This is a genomic window from Siphonobacter curvatus, from assembly GCF_002943425.1.
In the GTDB taxonomy this organism is placed as follows: Bacteria; Bacteroidota; Bacteroidia; order Cytophagales; family Spirosomataceae; genus Siphonobacter; species Siphonobacter curvatus.
On record NZ_PTRA01000001.1, the window covers coordinates 1530858 to 1549705 of the forward strand.

General features: G+C 49.3%; 17 protein-coding genes. 6 read left to right on the forward strand and 11 right to left on the reverse strand.

Features of this window, described 5'->3' with window-relative positions; translation table 11 throughout:
- Positions 1-81: 81 nt before the first annotated feature.
- The 4 genes from C5O19_RS06190 to C5O19_RS06205 form a co-directional block, all read right to left on the reverse strand.
- On the reverse strand, positions 82-1155 hold the full coding sequence (locus C5O19_RS06190) for a helix-turn-helix domain-containing protein (RefSeq protein ID WP_104710582.1): 1074 nt from the start codon (positions 1153-1155) through the stop codon (positions 82-84).
- Positions 1156-1311: 156 nt separating this feature from the next.
- Complete coding sequence (locus tag C5O19_RS06195; protein WP_094813159.1) at positions 1312-3018, reverse strand: FAD-dependent oxidoreductase; 1707 nt, start codon at positions 3016-3018, stop codon at positions 1312-1314.
- Between the two features lie 5 nt (positions 3019-3023).
- Positions 3024-3524: a gluconate 2-dehydrogenase subunit 3 family protein gene (locus C5O19_RS06200; protein WP_104710584.1), complete on the reverse strand. Its 501-nt coding sequence runs from the start codon at positions 3522-3524 to the stop codon at positions 3024-3026.
- A 148-nt stretch (positions 3525-3672) separates the two neighbouring features.
- A complete protein-coding gene (locus tag C5O19_RS06205) occupies positions 3673-4545 on the reverse strand; it encodes an AraC family transcriptional regulator (protein ID WP_104710587.1) in 873 nt (290 codons plus the stop codon).
- A gap of 257 nt (positions 4546-4802) precedes the next feature.
- Between C5O19_RS06205 and C5O19_RS06210 the strand changes: the two genes are divergently transcribed.
- The 5 genes from C5O19_RS06210 to C5O19_RS06230 all read left to right on the forward strand — a co-directional run bounded on the left by C5O19_RS06210 (position 4803) and on the right by C5O19_RS06230 (position 13988).
- Positions 4803-7877, forward strand: a complete 3075-nt coding sequence (locus tag C5O19_RS06210; RefSeq protein ID WP_104710589.1) for a SusC/RagA family TonB-linked outer membrane protein — start codon at positions 4803-4805, stop codon at positions 7875-7877.
- 92 nt (positions 7878-7969) lie between these two features.
- Positions 7970-9568, forward strand: a complete 1599-nt coding sequence (locus C5O19_RS06215) for a RagB/SusD family nutrient uptake outer membrane protein (RefSeq protein WP_104710591.1) — start codon at positions 7970-7972, stop codon at positions 9566-9568.
- A gap of 196 nt (positions 9569-9764) precedes the next feature.
- Complete coding sequence (locus tag C5O19_RS06220) at positions 9765-10868, forward strand: glycoside hydrolase family 26 protein (protein ID WP_104710593.1); 1104 nt, start codon at positions 9765-9767, stop codon at positions 10866-10868.
- 74 nt (positions 10869-10942) lie between these two features.
- Positions 10943-12829, forward strand: a complete 1887-nt coding sequence (locus tag C5O19_RS06225) for a sodium:solute symporter family protein (protein WP_104710595.1) — start codon at positions 10943-10945, stop codon at positions 12827-12829.
- Positions 12816-13988, forward strand: a complete 1173-nt coding sequence (locus tag C5O19_RS06230; RefSeq protein WP_104710596.1) for a glycoside hydrolase family 130 protein — start codon at positions 12816-12818, stop codon at positions 13986-13988. Before C5O19_RS06225 ends, C5O19_RS06230 begins: the two co-directional genes overlap by 14 nt.
- A 57-nt stretch (positions 13989-14045) precedes the next feature.
- On the opposite strand, the gene C5O19_RS06235 is transcribed toward C5O19_RS06230, so the two are convergent.
- The 6 genes from C5O19_RS06235 to C5O19_RS06260 all read right to left on the reverse strand — a co-directional run bounded on the left by C5O19_RS06235 (position 14046) and on the right by C5O19_RS06260 (position 17002).
- Positions 14046-14975 (reverse strand): DUF6607 family protein, encoded by a 930-nt coding sequence (locus C5O19_RS06235; protein ID WP_104710598.1) that lies wholly within the window; start codon positions 14973-14975, stop codon positions 14046-14048.
- Positions 14972-15409, reverse strand: a complete 438-nt coding sequence (locus C5O19_RS06240; RefSeq protein ID WP_133163312.1) for a hypothetical protein — start codon at positions 15407-15409, stop codon at positions 14972-14974. The genes C5O19_RS06235 and C5O19_RS06240 overlap by 4 nt, the downstream gene beginning before the upstream one ends.
- 9 nt (positions 15410-15418) lie before the next feature.
- Complete coding sequence (locus C5O19_RS06245; protein WP_094813181.1) at positions 15419-15754, reverse strand: DUF6686 family protein; 336 nt, start codon at positions 15752-15754, stop codon at positions 15419-15421.
- A 35-nt stretch (positions 15755-15789) separates the two neighbouring features.
- Positions 15790-16017 (reverse strand): heavy-metal-associated domain-containing protein, encoded by a 228-nt coding sequence (locus tag C5O19_RS06250; protein WP_104710602.1) that lies wholly within the window; start codon positions 16015-16017, stop codon positions 15790-15792.
- Between the two features lie 314 nt (positions 16018-16331).
- Complete coding sequence (locus tag C5O19_RS06255) at positions 16332-16613, reverse strand: SDR family oxidoreductase (RefSeq protein WP_104710604.1); 282 nt, start codon at positions 16611-16613, stop codon at positions 16332-16334.
- A 56-nt stretch (positions 16614-16669) separates the two neighbouring features.
- On the reverse strand, positions 16670-17002 hold the full coding sequence (locus C5O19_RS06260) for a hypothetical protein (RefSeq protein ID WP_104710606.1): 333 nt from the start codon (positions 17000-17002) through the stop codon (positions 16670-16672).
- A gap of 131 nt (positions 17003-17133) precedes the next feature.
- Here C5O19_RS06260 and C5O19_RS06265 point away from each other — a divergent pair, with 131 nt between their 5' ends.
- Entirely contained in the window at positions 17134-17475 is a 342-nt protein-coding gene (locus tag C5O19_RS06265; protein ID WP_104710608.1) for a hypothetical protein, read from the forward strand.
- A 68-nt stretch (positions 17476-17543) separates the two neighbouring features.
- On the opposite strand, the gene C5O19_RS06270 is transcribed toward C5O19_RS06265, so the two are convergent.
- On the reverse strand, positions 17544-18737 hold the full coding sequence (locus tag C5O19_RS06270) for an O-succinylhomoserine sulfhydrylase (RefSeq protein WP_104710611.1): 1194 nt from the start codon (positions 18735-18737) through the stop codon (positions 17544-17546).
- Between the last annotated feature and the right edge of the window lie 111 nt (positions 18738-18848).

Sequence of the window (18848 nt, forward strand, 5' to 3'; positions counted from 1 at the left end):
GGCAGGTTCGCCCCGTTCGGCCTGAACTTTTCGTTCTTGTAATGGACTGTAAATTAGGTATTTGTGAATTTTAACGAATTGTTAAATTTTAGACGGTTCCGAGATGGGACTGCCCAGAAACTGCTGGTACTGCGTGGGACTGTATCCGGTCACTTTCTTGAAATAGGTATTCAGCGTGGTCTTTGACTGGAAGCCGACTTGATGGGCCAGCTCCGCGATTTTTTCACCGGGATGGTTTTTCAGTAAAACGATCATTTCCTGAACGCGGTAATCATTCACGTAGGCGTAAAAATTCTTCTCGGCTTTCTGATTCAATACCTGCGACAATTGCTGCCGGGAGATTTTCAGGGATCGGGCTAAATCATCCAGCGAAAGATCGGGATTATGGAAGGGTTTTTCCCGTCGCATGAGCTGCTCCAGAGCTTCGAAGTACGCCTGTAGTTGAGCATCCGAAAGACCCGATTTCTCATAGGTTTCACGAGCGGTTTCGGCTGGTTTGGACTGGGTATAGTTCTGCGTCAGAAAAAAACGCAGACAAATCCAGCAAATGATCCCGAACGCGAGGTAGGGGAAAAAATGAGCGTCCCAGTGCGTACCCAGCCAGGTATTGAAAAAAGAGGTACAGTAGCCCATGAAAACCGAACTCATGAAAAAGGCACTGCACTGGAGTAACAGATTCCGTTCGCGGCGGGGGAGCTGCGTATCCGGTACGAGTTTCCAGAGCAACCAGGTCGTATAGCTGGCGACGGAGCTCATAAGCAGGTAGACAAATACTTCGAAAATCTGTTGAAACAAAGCCGGATTTTTGCTGGGAATTTGTCCAGCCAGGCAGGAAACGTACAGCGTAAAAGCGAAGACAAACGGTACGAGGTGGAGGACTTTATGCGTTCGGGAAAGGGCTTTGCCTTTGAACTGTAGATACTGAAAATACAGCAGTGGTCCGTAAGAAAAGGTGGTAAAGCTGTTAAGCCGGCCAAACAGATACGGATCGTTCAGGACCGAGAGCAGAAATAGTTTGACGCCCAGGTGAATACTGATGAGAGCAATCAAGGTTTTCAGGTATAAATACTGGCGGCTGAAGATGGTCTGCTTGGGTAAGACGTACAAACCAATCAAGGCCTGAGCGAAAGCGAAGGTGGTAATGAGGGAAATCATATCGCTGGATATTTCCAGTAAAGATAGGATTCGTTACTACCGGGTTTGAGGCTGAAAGGATTAAGAAATTATTACCAAAAAAGTAGGCTGCGGGTCCAATAAAAGAGGTCTGATACGATGTGTACCAGACCTCAAAATCAGACTTCTATCCTGAAATTACAGGTTTTGCTTCTTCATTTCCTTCACGGCGTAATCAACCGCACGGGCTGTCAGGGCCATGTACGTCAGCGAAGGGTTTTGCGTCGACGTGGAAGTCATCGAAGCCCCGTCCGTAACGAACACGTTCTTGCAGGCGTGTAGCTGATTCCACTTGTTGAGCATCGATGTTTTAGGATCTTTACCCATCCGAACGCCGCCCATTTCGTGAATGTCCAGCCCGGGAGCCTGCTTGGAATCACGGGTACGGATGTTCTTGAAACCAGCCGCCGTATACATTTCGGTGAACTGCTCGTGGAAATCCTTGATCATCTTCTCGTCATTGTCATCGTAGAACATGTTGATGGCCAATTGAGGGATGCCAAACGGATCCTTCTTATTCGGATCAAGCTGAACGGTACTGTTCTCTTTCGGGATGGTTTCGCCCATCATGTGGGAGCCTACGTGCCAGCCGCCCCAGGAGGGATTCATCAGGTTTTTCTTCAGATCCGCACCGATGCCGTCCTGATTGGTATACGTACCCCGACCGGCGTTGAAGCCCGCGGCATAGCCCCTCAAGAAGTTGGTCTCCTGCTTGTGTACGTTTCGGAAACGTGGAATGTACGGGCTGTTGGGACGACGACCTTCGGTTTTCATATCCAGAAAACCATCGTATTCGGCAGAAATCGTAGCCCGGTAGTTGTGGAAGGCCACGTACTTGCCCAGCACGCCGCTGTCGTTACCCAATCCATTAGGGAAACGGTTCGACGTCGAGTTCAGCAATACGAGGTTGGTATTAAGAGCCGCTGCGTTGACAAAAATGATGCGGGCGTAGTACTCCGTCATTTTCTTGGTATTCGCATCAATCACCCGAACGCCCGTTGCTTTACCCTTTTTCTCGTCGTAAATAATCGAGTGTACGACAGAATGAGGCCGTAAGGTCATTTTACCCGTTTTGGCGGCCCAGGGAATCGTTGAGGCGTTACTGCTGAAATAACCACCGAAGGGACAACCCCGTTCGCAGATGGTACGGTGCTGACACTGGGCCCGACCCTGCTGGAAGTGAATGTCTTTCGGTTCGGTCAGGTGAGCACAACGGCCCTGAATCACGTTCCGGTCTTTGTATTTGCTGGCAATCTGCTTCTGGAAATAATCTTCCACGCAGTTCATTTCGTGAGGCTTCTGAAACTCGCCGTCGGGCAGGTTGGGCAGGCCGTCTTTATTACCGGAAATCCCGGCGAATTTCTCTACGTAACTGTACCAGGGAGCAATATCCGCGTAACGAATGGGCCAGTCAACGGCAAAGCCGTCGCGGGCGGGGCCTTCGAAATCGAAATCACTCCACCGCTGCGTCTGGCGGGCCCAGAGCAGGGATTTTCCACCCACCTGATAGCCGCGAATCCAGTCGAAGGGCTTTTCCTGCACGTACGGATGTTCGGCATCTTTTACGAAAAAGTGCGTACTGCCTTCGTAAAAGGCGTAACACTTACTCACGATCGGGTTGGCCTCTTTAATTTCCAGGGGAAGCTGGGTTCGGTGCTCAAACTCCCAGGGGCTCATCATGCCCGTGGGGTAATCGGTTACGTGTTTCACGTCCCGTCCCCGCTCCAGTACCAGCGTTCGCAGCCCGTGTTTCGTTAATTCTTTGGCGGCCCAGCCTCCGCTGATGCCCGAACCAACCACGATTGCATCGTATTGATTGGCTGCCGTTGATTCCAGTATAGTCATGATCGTTATTTGCCAGTTGAAACGGGGACGCAACCGTGGTAAAAGCCGGGTACGAGTTGGTAATGATTGATATTCGTCTGGAAGTACTCAGAAGTAGTAAAGCCGCGAATGGTCAGGCTTTTGACCAGTTTGAAAAAGTCTTTGGTTTCTTCATCGGCTCCGGCGTTCAGCTGATTGAGAAAATTCAGTCGCTGATTAGTATCCATGCCCGAGAACGTTTTGCCACCTGAACTCTTCTGGGCCAGATCGCTGACCGTGTAAAGACCGTTTTTCAGCGTTTCCTGAGCTTTCGTATCCATACAATCATTGACGATCTTCTGAATGTAAGCGGGAACACCCAGGCTTTTCGCTCCGGGAATATCCGTTTCCGGAATAATGGTTTCGGCCAGGTCGGCTAGCGTGGATTCTTCCAGAGCGGAAAGCAAGGGAGAACCCGCCACCGTCTCAGGCGTCCATTGCTGAGCCCAGGAGGGGAGGCTCAGCAGACCGCCAAACGCGGCGGCCATGTTTTTTAATGCGATTCTACGTTCCACAAATGATGAATTAAAGAGTTTTCGATCAGAACCAAAGCCTTTGAGCGATAGATAGGAAGGCTGGAATGATACCTGGTTTAGAGGATTGATTCAGGTAAAAATAAAGAGTAAGCGTGGTATTTTACACAAAGACCCGCGAACCGGAATAGTTACTGCGAAATTCCCGCGGCGTACAGCCATTTTTCTTCAGGAAAGTCCGGTTAAAGTAAGATAAATTATTAAATCCGCATTTGTAGGATACCTCGGCGATCGTCTGCGTGGTATCGATGAGCATGCGTGAGGCGTGACCCAGTCGAATTTCATTGAGACTATCAACAAACGTTTTGCCCGTACTTTTCTTGATAAACCGACTAAACGACACTTCTGGCATACTGGCTACTTTGGCGACATCGGCCAGGGTGATTTTTTTGTCGTAGTTGGCCCGCATGTACTCAAAGGCTTTTTCAATACGCCGGCTATTATAATGGAAGGGATCGTGCGTGAAGGAGGCGTTGGAAAGGGTACGCATATTCCGGGAAATCGACAAATCGTGCAGAATCGACATCAGGTCGAGTACCGAATCAAAGCCACTCTTCTGGGTAAGGGCTTCCAGCCGGGGCCGTACCGCTTCAATCGTTTCCCGCGAGAACAACACCCCTTTGGCCGCCCGCTCCAGCAAAATCCGGATAAACGTCAACTGATTCCGACGTAGGAATTTCTCGTCGAACAGATCGCGGTGAAACTGAATCGTAATTTCCCGAATCTCCTTGTTTTCGCACTGGTGCAAAAACCAGCCGTGGGGGAGATTGCTGCCCACCAGCACCAGCTCCAGCTCTTCGATTACTTCCGAATGATCCCCAATGATCCGCTTGATGCCGGGTCCACGGGCAATAAAATTCAGCTCAAATTCTTCGTGATAGTGCAGGGGGAAATCAAAATCAGACTTAACCCGGGCAAACAGCGTGAAGCAGTCATGCTGGGTAAGCGGTGTGATTTCGCGGTAGAGATTACTCATAAAGCAAAGGTAAAAGAGGTTTTAGCGATAAACAAAAGTTTTGATAACATAGTATTAGTGCAAAGTTACTTTTTGTTCGGTAATCCGTTTAAATAATCAAAGAAAAATGTGGCACTATTCGGCGATCATTGCAATTAATCGATATATAATGATAATTTATAACTGATAAAAATGAAAATATGTTCAAGTAAATGATAAAATTGTATTAGTGCAATGATAAAATTGAAACATAATTTTGTTGCGAAAAAATTGACTCTATGAATCGTTTTAAGTTTTATCTTTTCTTCTCAGGATTGATGCTTCTAGGGTGCTTCGGAACCTTATTTGCTCAAAACCGGACGATCTCCGGTACCGTGGCTGACGAGAAAGGGGAGTTACTCCCCGGCGTAAGCCTTTCCATCAAGGGAACCACCCTTGGAACCAACACCAATGTTGAAGGACGCTTTACCCTGAGCATACCCGCCAATGCTACGACGCTGGTCGTATCTTTCGTAGGGATGCAAACGCAGGAAATTCCGGTTACGAACGAGTCGACCTACACGATTGTACTTCAATCCGACAGTAAATCGCTTGATGAGGTCGTCGTTATCGGGTACGGTTCAGCCCGGAAAAGCGATTTGACGGGTTCGGTGGCTTCCATTAAATCGGAGCAACTGACGCAGATTGCCACGCCCAACGTGACACAGGCCATTCAGGGCCGCGTAGCCGGGGTAGACGTAACGGCTAACTCGGGCGAGCCCGGTGGGGCCAGCCGGATTCGGATTCGCGGAGTTGGTACCATCAACAACTCCGATCCTCTGTACGTAGTGGACGGTTTCCAGACGGGTGACATCAGCTTCCTGGCCCCCACGGATATTGCTTCCATGGAAATCCTGAAAGATGCTTCCGCTACGGCTATTTACGGTTCTCGCGGGGCCAACGGGGTGGTTTTGATTACGACTAAACGTGGTCGTTCCGGCCCAACCCGCTTTACGCTGGATGGTTACGCCGGGGTACAGAACGCCTGGAACAAACTGAATATGCTGAATGCTGCTCAGTACGGAACCCTTCGTCTGGAAGCGTACCGCAACGACGGAACGGTATTGGATCCGAATGGTGCGGAATATCGCCTGCTCAACAATGCCGCTCAAACCAATATGCAGGGTACGGATTGGCAGAAAGAAGTGATGCAGTCGGGTTCCATCCAGAATTACAGCCTGAACGTATTAGGTGGTACGGAAAAATCACGCTACAGCCTGACGGGGACGTATTTCGGTCAGGACGGGATTGTGAAAAACTCTTCGTTACGCAAGTATTTCCTGCGTTTCAACAACGATTACACCTTCAACAACTGGTTGACGGGTGGTATCTCCGGAGCGTTTTCCCGTACGAACAAGACGTTTACCAACAATGACCTGTTCGCTGGGGTACTGACTACGGCTTTGCGTGCGGAACCTATTACTCCCGCCTGGAACCCGGAAACCAATAACTGGGGTCGTACGATTGTCTCGCAGGAAAACAACCCGGCTCGGGCTGCGAATGAAATGTCCGGTAACAAAGGCTACGAAAGTCTGCTGAACGCCAACGCCTACGTAGAGGCTTCGTTCCTGAAACATTTCAAACTGCGTTCACAATTTGGCGTTAATTACAAAAACGTTCACAACAAGCAGTATCTGCCCGAGTTTTTCCTGGACATCAAAGAATTACGTCCCAACAGCCAGTTGACGGAGTATCGCAGTGAGCAGACGCAGTGGGTATCTTCTACTTACTTGACGTATGATAATGACTTTGGTAAGCACCACGTAGGCGGAATGATTGGTACGGAAGCTCAACGCAGTACCTTCGATAATATTGGCATGACGGCTTATAATGTGCCGGCCAATACGGATCTGCGGTATTTGTCCTCCAGCCGCAACCCGAACGTAATTCCGACGACTACGCCGCCTTCGGATGAATCCCTGCTGTCGTTCTTTGGACGAGCGAACTATAGCTACAACGAGAAGTACATGTTGACGGCTACGCTGCGGTATGATGGTTCTTCCCGTTTCCTGAAAGGAAACCGTTGGGGTATTTTCCCAGCTTTTGCCTTCGGCTGGAACGTAACGGATGAGCCCTTCATGGCTAACATCAAAGCCATCAGCAACCTGAAAGTACGGGCTGGATGGGGTCAGGTGGGTAACCAGAACTCAGCCAATAACTACGGGTATGTAACGACGATTTCTGGTGGTAACCGCTACGTATTCGGCGACCAGATCGTGGAAGGTTTCGCTCCAACGATGGCGAGCAACCCGAACCTGAAGTGGGAAACGACGACGAGCTCCAACATTGGGATCGACGCGGATTTCTTCAATCATAGCCTGAGCTTGACGGCTGATTACTTCATCAAGAATACCGCTGACATGATTGTTCGGGTTCCCGTACCCGTGTTTATCGGCGTAGGACCTCCGTACGTGAATGCCGGTAGCATGCGGAATAATGGGATCGAATTAGCCTTGAATTATCGCAATGAAGTAGGGGCATTCCGTTATGATGTGGGCGTGAATTTCACGAAGATCAAAAACGAAGTAACCAGCCTCGGTGGCGGTACGGGCATTGAATCTGCCAACGTCATCAGTAACTGGGGGAACATTACCCGTACGTCGGTTGGTCGCGAAATCGCTTACTTCTACGGCTTGAAAACCGATGGGATTTTCAAAACGCAGGAAGAGGCGAATGCCTACAATACGAAATACGGAATTGGTAGCGAAAACCTGGCGAAAGCGGGTGATGTACGCTTCGTAGATGCGAATAACGATGGAGTTATCAACGATAAGGATCGCGTATACCTGGGTAGTGCTACGCCGAAATTCAGTTACGGTTTCAATGCAACGCTGGGTTACAAAAACTTTGACCTTCGTTTATTCTTCCAGGGTGTACAAGGTGTAGAAGTAGTAAATGCACTGGATTACTTTACCCGTAGCTCAATGGGTACCTGGAATTCCGTTACGGATCGCCTCAATCGCTGGACGCCTGAGAATACGAACACCAACGAACCCCGCATGACGGCTAAAGATGCCAATGCCAATTATCGGTTCAGTGATCGTTTCGTACAAAGTGGTGATTACCTGCGTCTGCGGAACGTAACGCTGGGATACACCATTCCGAAAGTGGTAACGGACCGCTGGAAAATGTCAACGGTACGGGCTTACGTTTCAGTAGATAACCTCCTGACTGTAACGGGCTACAAAGGTTTGGACCCTGAAATCGGTGAGTATGGTTACAACCGGAGCTACAACCCGCTGGCCGTAGGTGTGGACGTAGGAACCTATCCCCAACCTCAAACCTGGCGTGCCGGGCTAACGCTCAATTTCTAGAAGAGTTTCGAGTTTAGGGTTTAGAGTTTTGAGTTAATATATAAGTAACTCAAAACTCTAAACTCAAAACCCATAACAGTAAACTGACGACAATGAAATTCAAATATATCATCGTGGCTTTGCTGCTGGCTACTAGCGGTACGATGCAGAGCTGCAGCGATTTTCTGGATAAAAATCCGCTAGGCCAGGATACGGACCAGAACTTTTACACGGATCCCAATAATGCCATTCTAGCCGTTAACGCGGCCTATGACGTACTGAGCTACGACGAAGGAAACGATGGCTTGGGCAACTACGTCAACCACAACTACGAGTGGATGTTCGGGGATGTACTTTCAGAAGACGCCGAAAAAGGAAGTACGCCGGGCGATATGCCTCCCTTGCAGGAACTGAAAGAATGGCGGGCTACGGGTACCAACACCATCGCTCAGGCCGTTTGGCAAAACATGTTTCAGGCGATTTATCGGACGAACCTATTGCTGCAAAACCTGGAGAATTCACCCATTGATGCAACGCTGAAAAACCGGTTAATGGGCGAGGCGTACTTCATTCGGGGCTACAGTTATTTCTACATGCTGCGTTTGTACGGCGGACTGCCCCTGTTTACGAAACCCGTGCAGCCTTCGGATTACAGCAATACCAAGCGGTCTACCCTCAGCGAAACGTACGCGTTCATTGAAGCAGATTTCAAGAAAGCCGCTGAACTGCTACCCGAGAAAAATGCCTACGAAGCGGCAGACGCCGGTCGTGCGACCAAAGGAGCTGCCAATGGATTCCTGGCCCGTGCGATCCTGTATCAAATGGGAACCGACAATCCTCGGGGTCATACCTGGAAAGAGTTGTATGATCTAACCGATGTGATTGCCAAATCGGGTCAGTACGCGTTGACGGACAACTACGCCGCGATTCAGGAAGGAGAAAGCGAAAACAATAAAGAATCGTTGTTTGAAATTCAGTTTGCCGAATCCAACGTGACCTGGGGTATCCAGCGTTCCGGAACGAACAACAACCAGATTCAGAACAACCGGAATACCTGGGGCTGGGGCTTCAATAACCCGACGCAAAGTCTGGTGAATGCTTTTGAAGCGAATGATCCCCGGAAAGCCGCTACGATCTACAAAACGGGCGACATCGTTACGGGTATCGAGCAGGTGATCAACTTCCCTTCCGAAAACTCAACGGGTTTCCTGAACCGGAAAGCGGCCATCATCAAGCCTACGCAGCCTTCGCAGTCGCCGCAAAACATTCGTAAATTGCGTTACGCAGATGTATTGCTGATGCGAGCCGAAGCCGCTGCTCACCTGGGCAACGAAAGCGAAGCTCGTACAATCCTGAATCAGATTCGTGACCGGGCTCGTAAGTCGACGCTGCCCCGAGGCTCGAAACTGAATACCATGACCTACGAACCCGCCAATACGCCCGCTTCAGCACTGCCGCCGATTGCCGCTACGGTAACGGGAACGGCTCTGCTGGATGCCATTTACCACGAGCGTCGCGTGGAGTTGGGTATGGAAGCCCTGCACTTCTGGGATCAGGTTCGTACGGGAACGTACTTTAACTCACTGCCTGCTTCGATTCGTTCTTCGGCCATGAGTCATAGCATTGCGGGTTCGGTTAACCCCATCCCTGTACTGCCCATTCCGGCAAACGAAGTACAGTCCTGGGGTCTGGAACAGAATCCGGGGTATTAATTGGGTTGTTAGTTTTTAGTTTTTAAGCAGTCAGGTACATAAGATTGATTATTTGTAAACCACTAATCAGATCCGAATACCAGCTCAAAAAACGCTAGTATTAGGCCAGCAACTAATAACCAATAACTACTAACCAAACAAAGGCTTCTATTCGAATCGGGTAGAAGCCTTTATTTTATCTTTAAACGAAAAAACGATGTTACGCACGGCTCTGGTTTGTCTGACTTTATACGCGGGGAGCCTCGGTGCTCAGACCGCCCCTATTGATAAAAAAGCCACAAAAGAAACCCGGAACCTGTATACCAATTTGCAGAAGCTGGCGAAAAAGGGAACCATGTTCGGTCATCAGGACGATCTGGGGTATGGCGTGAACTGGCGGGCCGAAACCGGTCGTTCGGATGTGAAGGAGGTCGTGGGCGAGTACCCCGCCGTATTCGGCTGGGATCTGGGTCGGATTGAATTCGATAGTACCCACGAAATCGACGGGATTCCGTTCGAAAGTCAGCGGAAGTTTGTGGAGCAGGTCTACGCTCAAGGCGGTGTCAATACGTTTAGCTGGCACCTAAACAACCCGACCGACCCCACAAAAACGAGCTGGGATAAAGTAGATTTCACCATCCGTAAACTCTTTAGTGATCCACAGGCCCGGCAACGGTACGATGCCTGGCTGGATCGGGTCGCGGCTTATTTCAATAGTCTGAAAGGCCCGAAAGGTGAAGCCATTCCCGTGATCTTCCGCCCCTTCCACGAGCATACGGGTAGCTGGTTCTGGTGGGGGAAAGACCATGCTACGGTGGACGAATACGTGCAATTGTGGCGATATACTGTCGAGTATTTACGCGATAAAAAAGACGTTCATAATGTACTGTATGCGTATTCGACCGACCGTTTTCCGACAAAAGAAGAATACCTCGAACGCTATCCCGGCGATGCGTATATCGACATCGTTGGTTTTGACATTTACCACCGTCCGCAACCCGGTCAGCCTGACCATTTTGTGGCGAATACGCGTCAAAGGGTGGAGATCCTGAAAGAGGTGGGGCAGGAAAAGAAAAAGGTCTACGCCATCACCGAAACCGGCCTTGAAAAACTGCCCCAGCCGAACTGGTGGACGCAGGTACTGGCACCGATTATCAAAAACGCGGGTTTATCTTACGTGCTGGTTTGGCGAAATGGCAATCCGGGGCACTTTTATGCTCCCTATGCCGGACAAGCTACTGCGGAAGATTTTAAGAAATTTTCGCAGCAATCGGACGTTTACCTCCAAAAGAAAACAGCGGCTGCCCAACTCTACCGCTAAGTATTCGGCTCATGCATGACTCTCCGGAACTTGCCTAACGTATACTGAGTTGGTTAGCTAGCAACGGAGCAATCATGAAATTATCCCTACTGGACTTTTGTATCATCATTATTTACCTGGTGGCGGTCATTGTGCTGGGTTTGGTCCTCAAAAAACGGGCTTCCCGCAACAAGGAAGCGTATATGTTAGGTGGAAAAACCCTGCCGTGGTATATGCTGGGGTTGTCGAACGCCTCGGATATGTTCGATATTTCCGGTACCATGTGGATGGTCTCCCTGGCCTTCGTGTACGGACTGAAAAGCCTCTGGATTCCCTGGCTCTGGCCCGTATTCAATCAGGTATTTATGATGATGTACCTGTCGGTCTGGCTACGCCGTTCGAACGTGACCACTGGAGCCGAATGGATCGGAACACGGTTTGGCAAGGGGCCGGGGGTAACGGCCTCGCATACGATCGTCGTCGTGTTTGCCCTGTTGAGTTGCCTGGGGTTTTTGGCGTATGGTTTCGTGGGTTTGGGCAAATTCATGGAAATTTTTATTCCGTTTGAAAGCATTGCTCCGTACCTGCCGTTTCGTATCACTCCGGAATACGTGGGACCTTTCTACGGCATCATTTTCACCGCCTTTGCCGTATTTTACGCCATTTTGGGAGGTATGACGAGCATCGTGATTGGCGATGTGCTCAAGTACGGAATCATGACGATTTCGGCTTTCGTGATTGCCGTCATTGCCATGCAGCAGCTTTCCGGTAGAACGCTGGAAGTGCCGCAGGGCTGGTATACGCCCTTTTTCGGTTGGAAACTTGACGATCTGAACTGGTCGGGGATTCTGGAAGAAGTGAATACCAAAATCAAGTCGGATGGTTTTTCCCTGTTCGGAATCTTCTTCATGATGATGACCTTCAAGGGTATTCTGGCGAGTCTGGCCGGACCGGCTCCGAATTACGATATGCAGAAAATTCTGTCAACCAAATCACCCCAAGAAGCTGCCAAGATGAGTGGGATTGTTTCGATCGTGCTGCTGCCCGTGCGGTATGCGATGGTGATGGGTTTGACGGTACTGGCTCTGTTGCATTTCGATCAGCTAGGCTTGCATACATCGCGGGGCATTGATTTCGAGAAAATCCTGCCCGCGTCCATTTTGCAGTTCGTACCTGCCGGACTGATGGGTCTGCTGCTGGCTGGCTTACTGGCGGCGTTTATGGGCACCTTTGCGGGTACGCTCAATGCCGCTCAGGCCTACGTAGTGAATGACATTTACCTGAAATACATCAACCCCGGAGCTAGCAATAGCCGCATTTCCCGGATGAATTACTTCTCCGGACTGGTAGTAGCCAGTATCGGTATTCTGATGGGACTGTTTGCTAAAGATGTTAACAGCATTCTGCAATGGATCGTCTCGGCTTTGTACGGCGGTTACGTCGCGGCCAATGTATTGAAATGGCATTGGTGGCGATTTAATGCCAATGGCTTTTTCTGGGGTATGCTGGCGGGAATCGTTCCGGCCCTGATTTTCCCTTACGTCTTCCGAGAAACGCTGAGTCTGTATTATTTCCCGCTGCTGTTTCTGCTCTCGCTGGCGGGGTGTATCATTGGTTCGCTGGTGACGCCGCCGACGGATCGGCAGACGCTGACCACCTTTTACCGTACCGTACGTCCCTGGGGTTTCTGGAAGCCGATTCAAGATCAGGTACAGGCCGAAGATCCCAATTTTCGGCCCAACCAAGCGTTTGGACGAGACGCCTTTAATGTCATCATCGGGATCATCGCTCAATGTGGACTAACGCTGGTGCCCATGTATTTGATTTTGAAAATGAACGTTGAGCTGACGATAACCCTCGGTGTATTGGGCCTTTGTGTAGTGATTTTGAAGAAAACCTGGTGGGATCGCTTACCGACGGAAGAACCTGCATCGCCAGCTTCCGCTCACCGTTTAACCAAAACCTTAAATGACTTTTCATGAACGGCTTGCTCAGTTGCAGGAAGCCCACGATAGATTGCTCAGACGTCCCAACGTGAAGGCAGATCTGGGGAATGGTTTGTTTGACCGCTATCAATATCCCATCGTAACGGCTGCCCATACGCCGCTTTTCTGGCGGTATGATCTGAATCCCCAAACCAATCCGTTTCTGATGGAACGTTTCGGGATCAATGCCACCTTCAATGCCGGGGCCATCAAAGTAGAAGATAAGTATCTACTGATTCTGCGAGTGGAAGGACTGGATCGGAAATCATTCTTTGCCGTGGCCGAAAGCCCCAACGGAATCGATCAATTTCAGTTTTGGGAGTATCCCATTACCATGCCCGAAACCGATGAACCGGACGTCAATGTGTACGACATGCGGGTAGTACAGCACGAAGACGGCTGGATTTATGGCCTGTTCTGTACCGAACGCAAAGATCCCGCCGCTTGTCCGGGTGATGAGTCAGCGGCCATTGCCCAGTGCGGCATCGCCCGAACCCGTGACTTGAAAACCTGGGAGCGATTACCTGATCTTCAAACCCCCTCGCCTCAGCAACGCAACGTGGTACTACATCCTGAATGGGTGGCCGGTAAGTACGCATTTTACACCCGGCCGCAGGATGGATTCATTCAGGCGGGTACGGGCGGAGGGATTGCCCTGGGCCTGGCTGATTCGATGGAAAAAGCCATCATTACTCAGGAAACGTTGCTCGATCCGAAAGACTATCATACGGTATACGAAGTCAAAAACGGGCAGGGACCGGCTCCGCTGAAAACGGCACTGGGCTGGCTTCATCTGGCTCATGGGGTACGAAATACGGCGGCCGGTTTGCGGTATGTGCTGTATACATTCCTGACGGATCTACACGATCTGACGAAGGTGATTTACAAACCAGCGGGTTACCTATTGGCTCCAGAAGGAGACGAACGGATCGGCGATGTATCGAACGTGGTTTTCTCCAACGGCTGGATTCTGGACGACGATGGTACGGTATTCATCTACTACGGCTCGTCCGACACCCGTATGCACGTGGCAACAACCACGCTCGACCGATTGCTTGACTATGTGATACATACGCCGTCGGACGGTATGCGATCGGCGGCTTCGGTGCAGCGATTGACGGCTTTAATTGATCGGAATAAAGCCTTAACCAACTAACAAAAAAGCTCGTCCGTATAACACGGACGAGCTTTTTTGTTAACGATCATAGGTTCATTACTTCATACCTACTAACTCCTTATTTTTCAAAAACTTCTGAATCGTAGCTTTGATTTCGGCCTTGTTCGCGGCTGTCGCTTTCGGAGCTTTCAGGTATGCCGCCGAAAGGTCATCCAGCGACTGGTTAAGGCTCTTACCGTCGACTTTCTTTTCCAGTTGAATGCCTTTTTTCTGGGCAATCAGGTCCCCCCAGACATTCCGAACATCCACCCAGAACGTCCGGTGTTTCGTCCACCAGTCTTTCGCTGAGTTACAAGCCGCTTCTTTGACGCGGTGGTAATCATTAATGCCTTTTTCGTAGGCAATGATTTTCTCGCCGTCGGGGGTACGTAGGACTTTGGCATTGTCCTGATCGTGCAGGTAACCGTAGTCAGTGATAACGATGCGATTGCCGCGACGCATCACGTTGTAATCGTTGCGAGTGGTGTACTCGCGGCGGGGCAGGGGAGCGTCGGTGGTATTGTCCCAGACATGGCGGCCATCGGCGTGAAACCAGGTGGCGGAGCCTTCGTAGCGGGGACTATCGTCTACTTCAAAAACCTGTTGCGTCCACTGGCCCTTGGCCTGAGGGGCGGTTAGAGCTTTGTATTTCCACTCCGCGTCCTGTTCGTACGCCAACAGATCAGTATTCTGGAATTTCCAGTCTTCCCGCCAGTGTTTAATGATGGTGCTATCGTTGATAACCAGCAGATGCATCAGTACTAATTTATTGGGCGTTTCTTCATCCACGAACACGTATTCCAACGCACCCATTTCTTTTCGGTCCTTGAATTTGTATTCGCGGTTGGGAGAGAACGTTTCAGCGTATTTAAAAGTGATGGCGTGACAGCCGCACTGACCTTTGATCGCCTGAATGTCAGCTGATTTTTGAGCAAAGGCAGTACTAAGCAGGCTGCCCAAGGTTAGGGTAAAGATAAAGCGTTTCATTCGAATACAGGTTTCGATTTTTGCTGGTTCGTAAATTGGTAATCAGGGGTTTTAAGCCACTTCCAAGATTCAATCGTCAGCAGGATACTCATCAGCAGGACGAAGGTTAACAATAAGAGTTGCGAAGGGTCTCCTTCCTTCAGTTCACCGATGACGTGGCTCAGATGAGCCAGCGTAAAGAGAATGCTAAGGAAGAAGTTTACCCTCCGCCACTCGATAGATTGAAGATAGAGCAGAGCAACCGCCCAGATGAGCGGAAATAATTCAAAGATGAATCGGATGATAACCAATGACGTGGGTTTTTGTCCATTGGCCCCTTCGCGAACGATGTTGATGCCGTAGAATAAATCGCCTACGTGAAAATTGAAGTGCAGGATCATGCACACGGTGGTTAACACCCAGAAGAGCAGAATACGGAAGCGGGAAATACTCATGGGAATCAGTTAGTCAAGTGAACTGGTATACAGAATTTTATGAGCTTCCACAATCAGATTCACTTCCTGCATCATATTAATTAGTTCTTCCAGCTCCGATTCAGCGAGCAGAATATTCAGATTCAATACCGGCGACCGCATGATAATTTCTTTGCCGTGCGAGGTGGAAAAGTAGCTCATGTTGCACCGCTCCTGGAGCATTTCCAGAAAATACTGGAAATCTTCGGCGTTGAAAATCAGTAAGATATTATTGAAAGCCAAGTTGTACGTCTGACAACCTTCGCAGTAGCCGATGTAGCCATTTTCCTGTTGCGTGAGGGTACGGAAACAATGAGATTGGTGCATGAGTACCGGAGTTAAATCGGAGTAAAAAATAAAACTTAATCGGCCAGGAAAGGCGTTTTGATGTCCCGAAGTTTACAGTTCACGCCGGTACGCTTCAAAGCTTCTATAATCCGCTCGGGAGCAATCCATTCACTAAATACCTCCAGCGACTGCGTCAGAAAGTCAATGCTAAATCGGGTGATACCCAGTTGACCCAGACTTTCTTTCACCGCTTGAATTCCCAAGGGAGAATTCAAATTCGTTTGAAAACAGATTCTTTTCATAAGCTGAATCAATGAAATGATTAATGAGGTAGTTGAGTTAATATTTATTTAGACTAATTATAATTAATGCAAAGGTGCATGATGAAATCATGCCATACAAGTGATCAGGAAAAATTGTTGAAAAGTTTTCAAATTGGGCTTGCTCCGATGTAAAATCGTCAGGGAATGATCGGGGCGGAGATGGTTTCGCGTTAGTGACGCGAGATTAAACGAAGGGCCTTCACTTATGAACAACATTCGCCCCGATCTGACCACAAGGGTTACAAATCGGGGCGAAGCTAAAAATCAAAAATGTAAAGAAAGTTTGCTGTATCCTAGGAAAGCGATGACAAGGCAATGAACAGATCTACTTTGCCAAAACGCTCAATGGCTTGTTGAGCATACGCTGAGGGACCTGATTCACTGGAACCTATGGTATAACCCAGATCATCCCCACTGCCAACGCCCAGTCGATGCATGGCTTCTTGCAAAGCTTCTTTGTCTTCGTCTACCAATAATACTTTGGCTCCTTCATTGCGGAGAATTTCGGCCAGCGTAGTGGCTGCACTTTGAGTGCCATTCGTAATGACGGCTACCTGATTTTCTAAACGTTTCATGCGGATATGGATTGGTTGTTGGTCTATTAAGAAAGCGGAATATGACGAACAGTAATCTAGTTGGACTTATCAATTTCAGTCTTAATCACCTTTTTCATTTCCCGTAAACCTACTTCAGGAACAGCCAGCCATTTCAAACTGGCTACCATTCCTTCAATGTTGGTATGATTGGTATGACGAGCCTTCCAGGCCTTCCAGGTTTTTATAAACTCGACATCACCCTCTTCAAAGTGCCCCCGTTGAACGATTTTTTTTAGTGTATTATAGCTGTCATTACCCTGGATATTACCGCCTTTTTTCCAGACGTCCGGGTGATGCTGGCGGATGTCCTCCGCGTAGTCTAACAGTTTTTTTAGTGACTCCGTCACTTTGGGCAAGGGTGTAGCCATATTCAGTAGGGTTGGTTACGGAATCCCTTAAAAAAGCTGTACCTCGTGAATTAACTCTTTTTAACACCTGAATACAAGACTGTTTTAAACGTAGCTTACGTAATTAGATCAGAGAAGAAACGCCAGAAGCCATGAAAAAACTATTGATTATAACGTTAGTCGCCCTGGGCAGTATATTGACTGGGTGTTCCTCACGCGTTTACTCCGATGGGTACGGAGGTTACGGACCTAGTTACGGCGGGTACTACGGACCCGCTTATGGCTACCGTCCCTATTATGCTCGGCCCCGGGTTTACGTAACACCTCCGCCGCGGGTATACCGCCAGCGGCATTATAACAATCGGAGAAACGATATCTATCGCCGGAATAATTCGTATCGAAGAAATGATTCATTCCGAAACCATAATTCATTCCGGGCAAAGCCTAATCCTGGAAACCGGGGTGGTGGACCCCGTTCCAGAGGACCGAGGTAATCAAAAAAGCGGCAGAGAAAACTCTCTGCCGCTTTTTGCATAAACCCAATCAAACTTTTAATTCGCTCTTAAACTGTAGCAGCTTCCTGCGAAGCCGCTACTTTGGCTAAAGCCTGCTGAAAATCTTCAATCAGATCGTCAATATTTTCCAGACCTACCGCAACCCGTACGAGACCATCGGTAATGCCTACTTCGGCCCGTTCTTCTTTACTTAATTTGGAATGCGTTGTACTCGCGGGGTGGGTCAGAATAGTACGTGTATCACCTAAGTTCGGAGAGATCGAAGCAATTTCGAGGTGCTGCGTCAACGCATTAACCGCCTTAAACCCGCCTTTTACTTCCAGTGTCAGGATCGCCCCGCCGTATTTCATCTGCTGTTTCGCCAGTTCGTACTGCGGATGACTTTCCAGGAAGGGATAATGCACCGCTTGTAAAGCCGCATTGCCTTCCAGGGTTCGAGCGAGCGTAAGAGCGTTTTCACTATGAGCCCGCATGCGGACAAACAGCGTTTCCAGACTCTTCGACAGTACCCAGGCATTGAACGGCGATAAAGCCGGACCCGTATGACGGGCGAAGAAACGAATAGGCTCGATCAGGTCTTTCCGGCCGACCAGAATACCCCCCAGCACGCGACCCTGGCCATCCATATATTTCGTAGCCGAGTGCATCACCAGATCGGCCCCGAGTTCAATCGGATTCTGAATAACGGGCGTGGCGAAACAGTTGTCAACGGCCAGTACGACCTGATGACGTTTCGCAATGGCTGATAAGGCCCGTAAATCGGTCAGCTCTAAACCAGGATTTGATGGACTTTCACAGAAATAAAATTTCGTATTTTCCTGCGTAGCCGCTTCCCATTGCGAGAGGTCGTGGCCCTCAACAAACGTAGTCGTTACGCCCCATTTCGGCATAATCTTGTTTAGAATCTGAATGGCGGAACCAAATAAAGCTTTCGAAGCAACTACGTGATCACCCGCCTGAAGGCTTCCAGCAAACGTGGCGAAAATGGCCGCCATACCGGAAGCAAAAGCGATCCCTTCTTCGCCGCCTTCCAGTAAACAAACCTTACGGATAAACTCGTCCACGTTGGGGTTGGAGTACCGGGAATACACGTTGCCCGCAATCTCATCGGCAAACATGGCCCGACCCATTTCGGCGTCGTCGAAGGTAAAACTGGACGTTAAGTATAAGGGAACCGAGTGCTCGCGGTTGTGTGAACGTTCCGCCTGAGCCCGGATTGCTAGTGTTTCTTTCGATGCCATAATCAATCAGTGCTATTAAATTTCTGTCTGCAAAGTTCGGTAATTAGTAAATATGTTATGATTTTAGGCTTATAATTAGAAAACAAATCTAGTAAATGCTGCTTTGGTAAA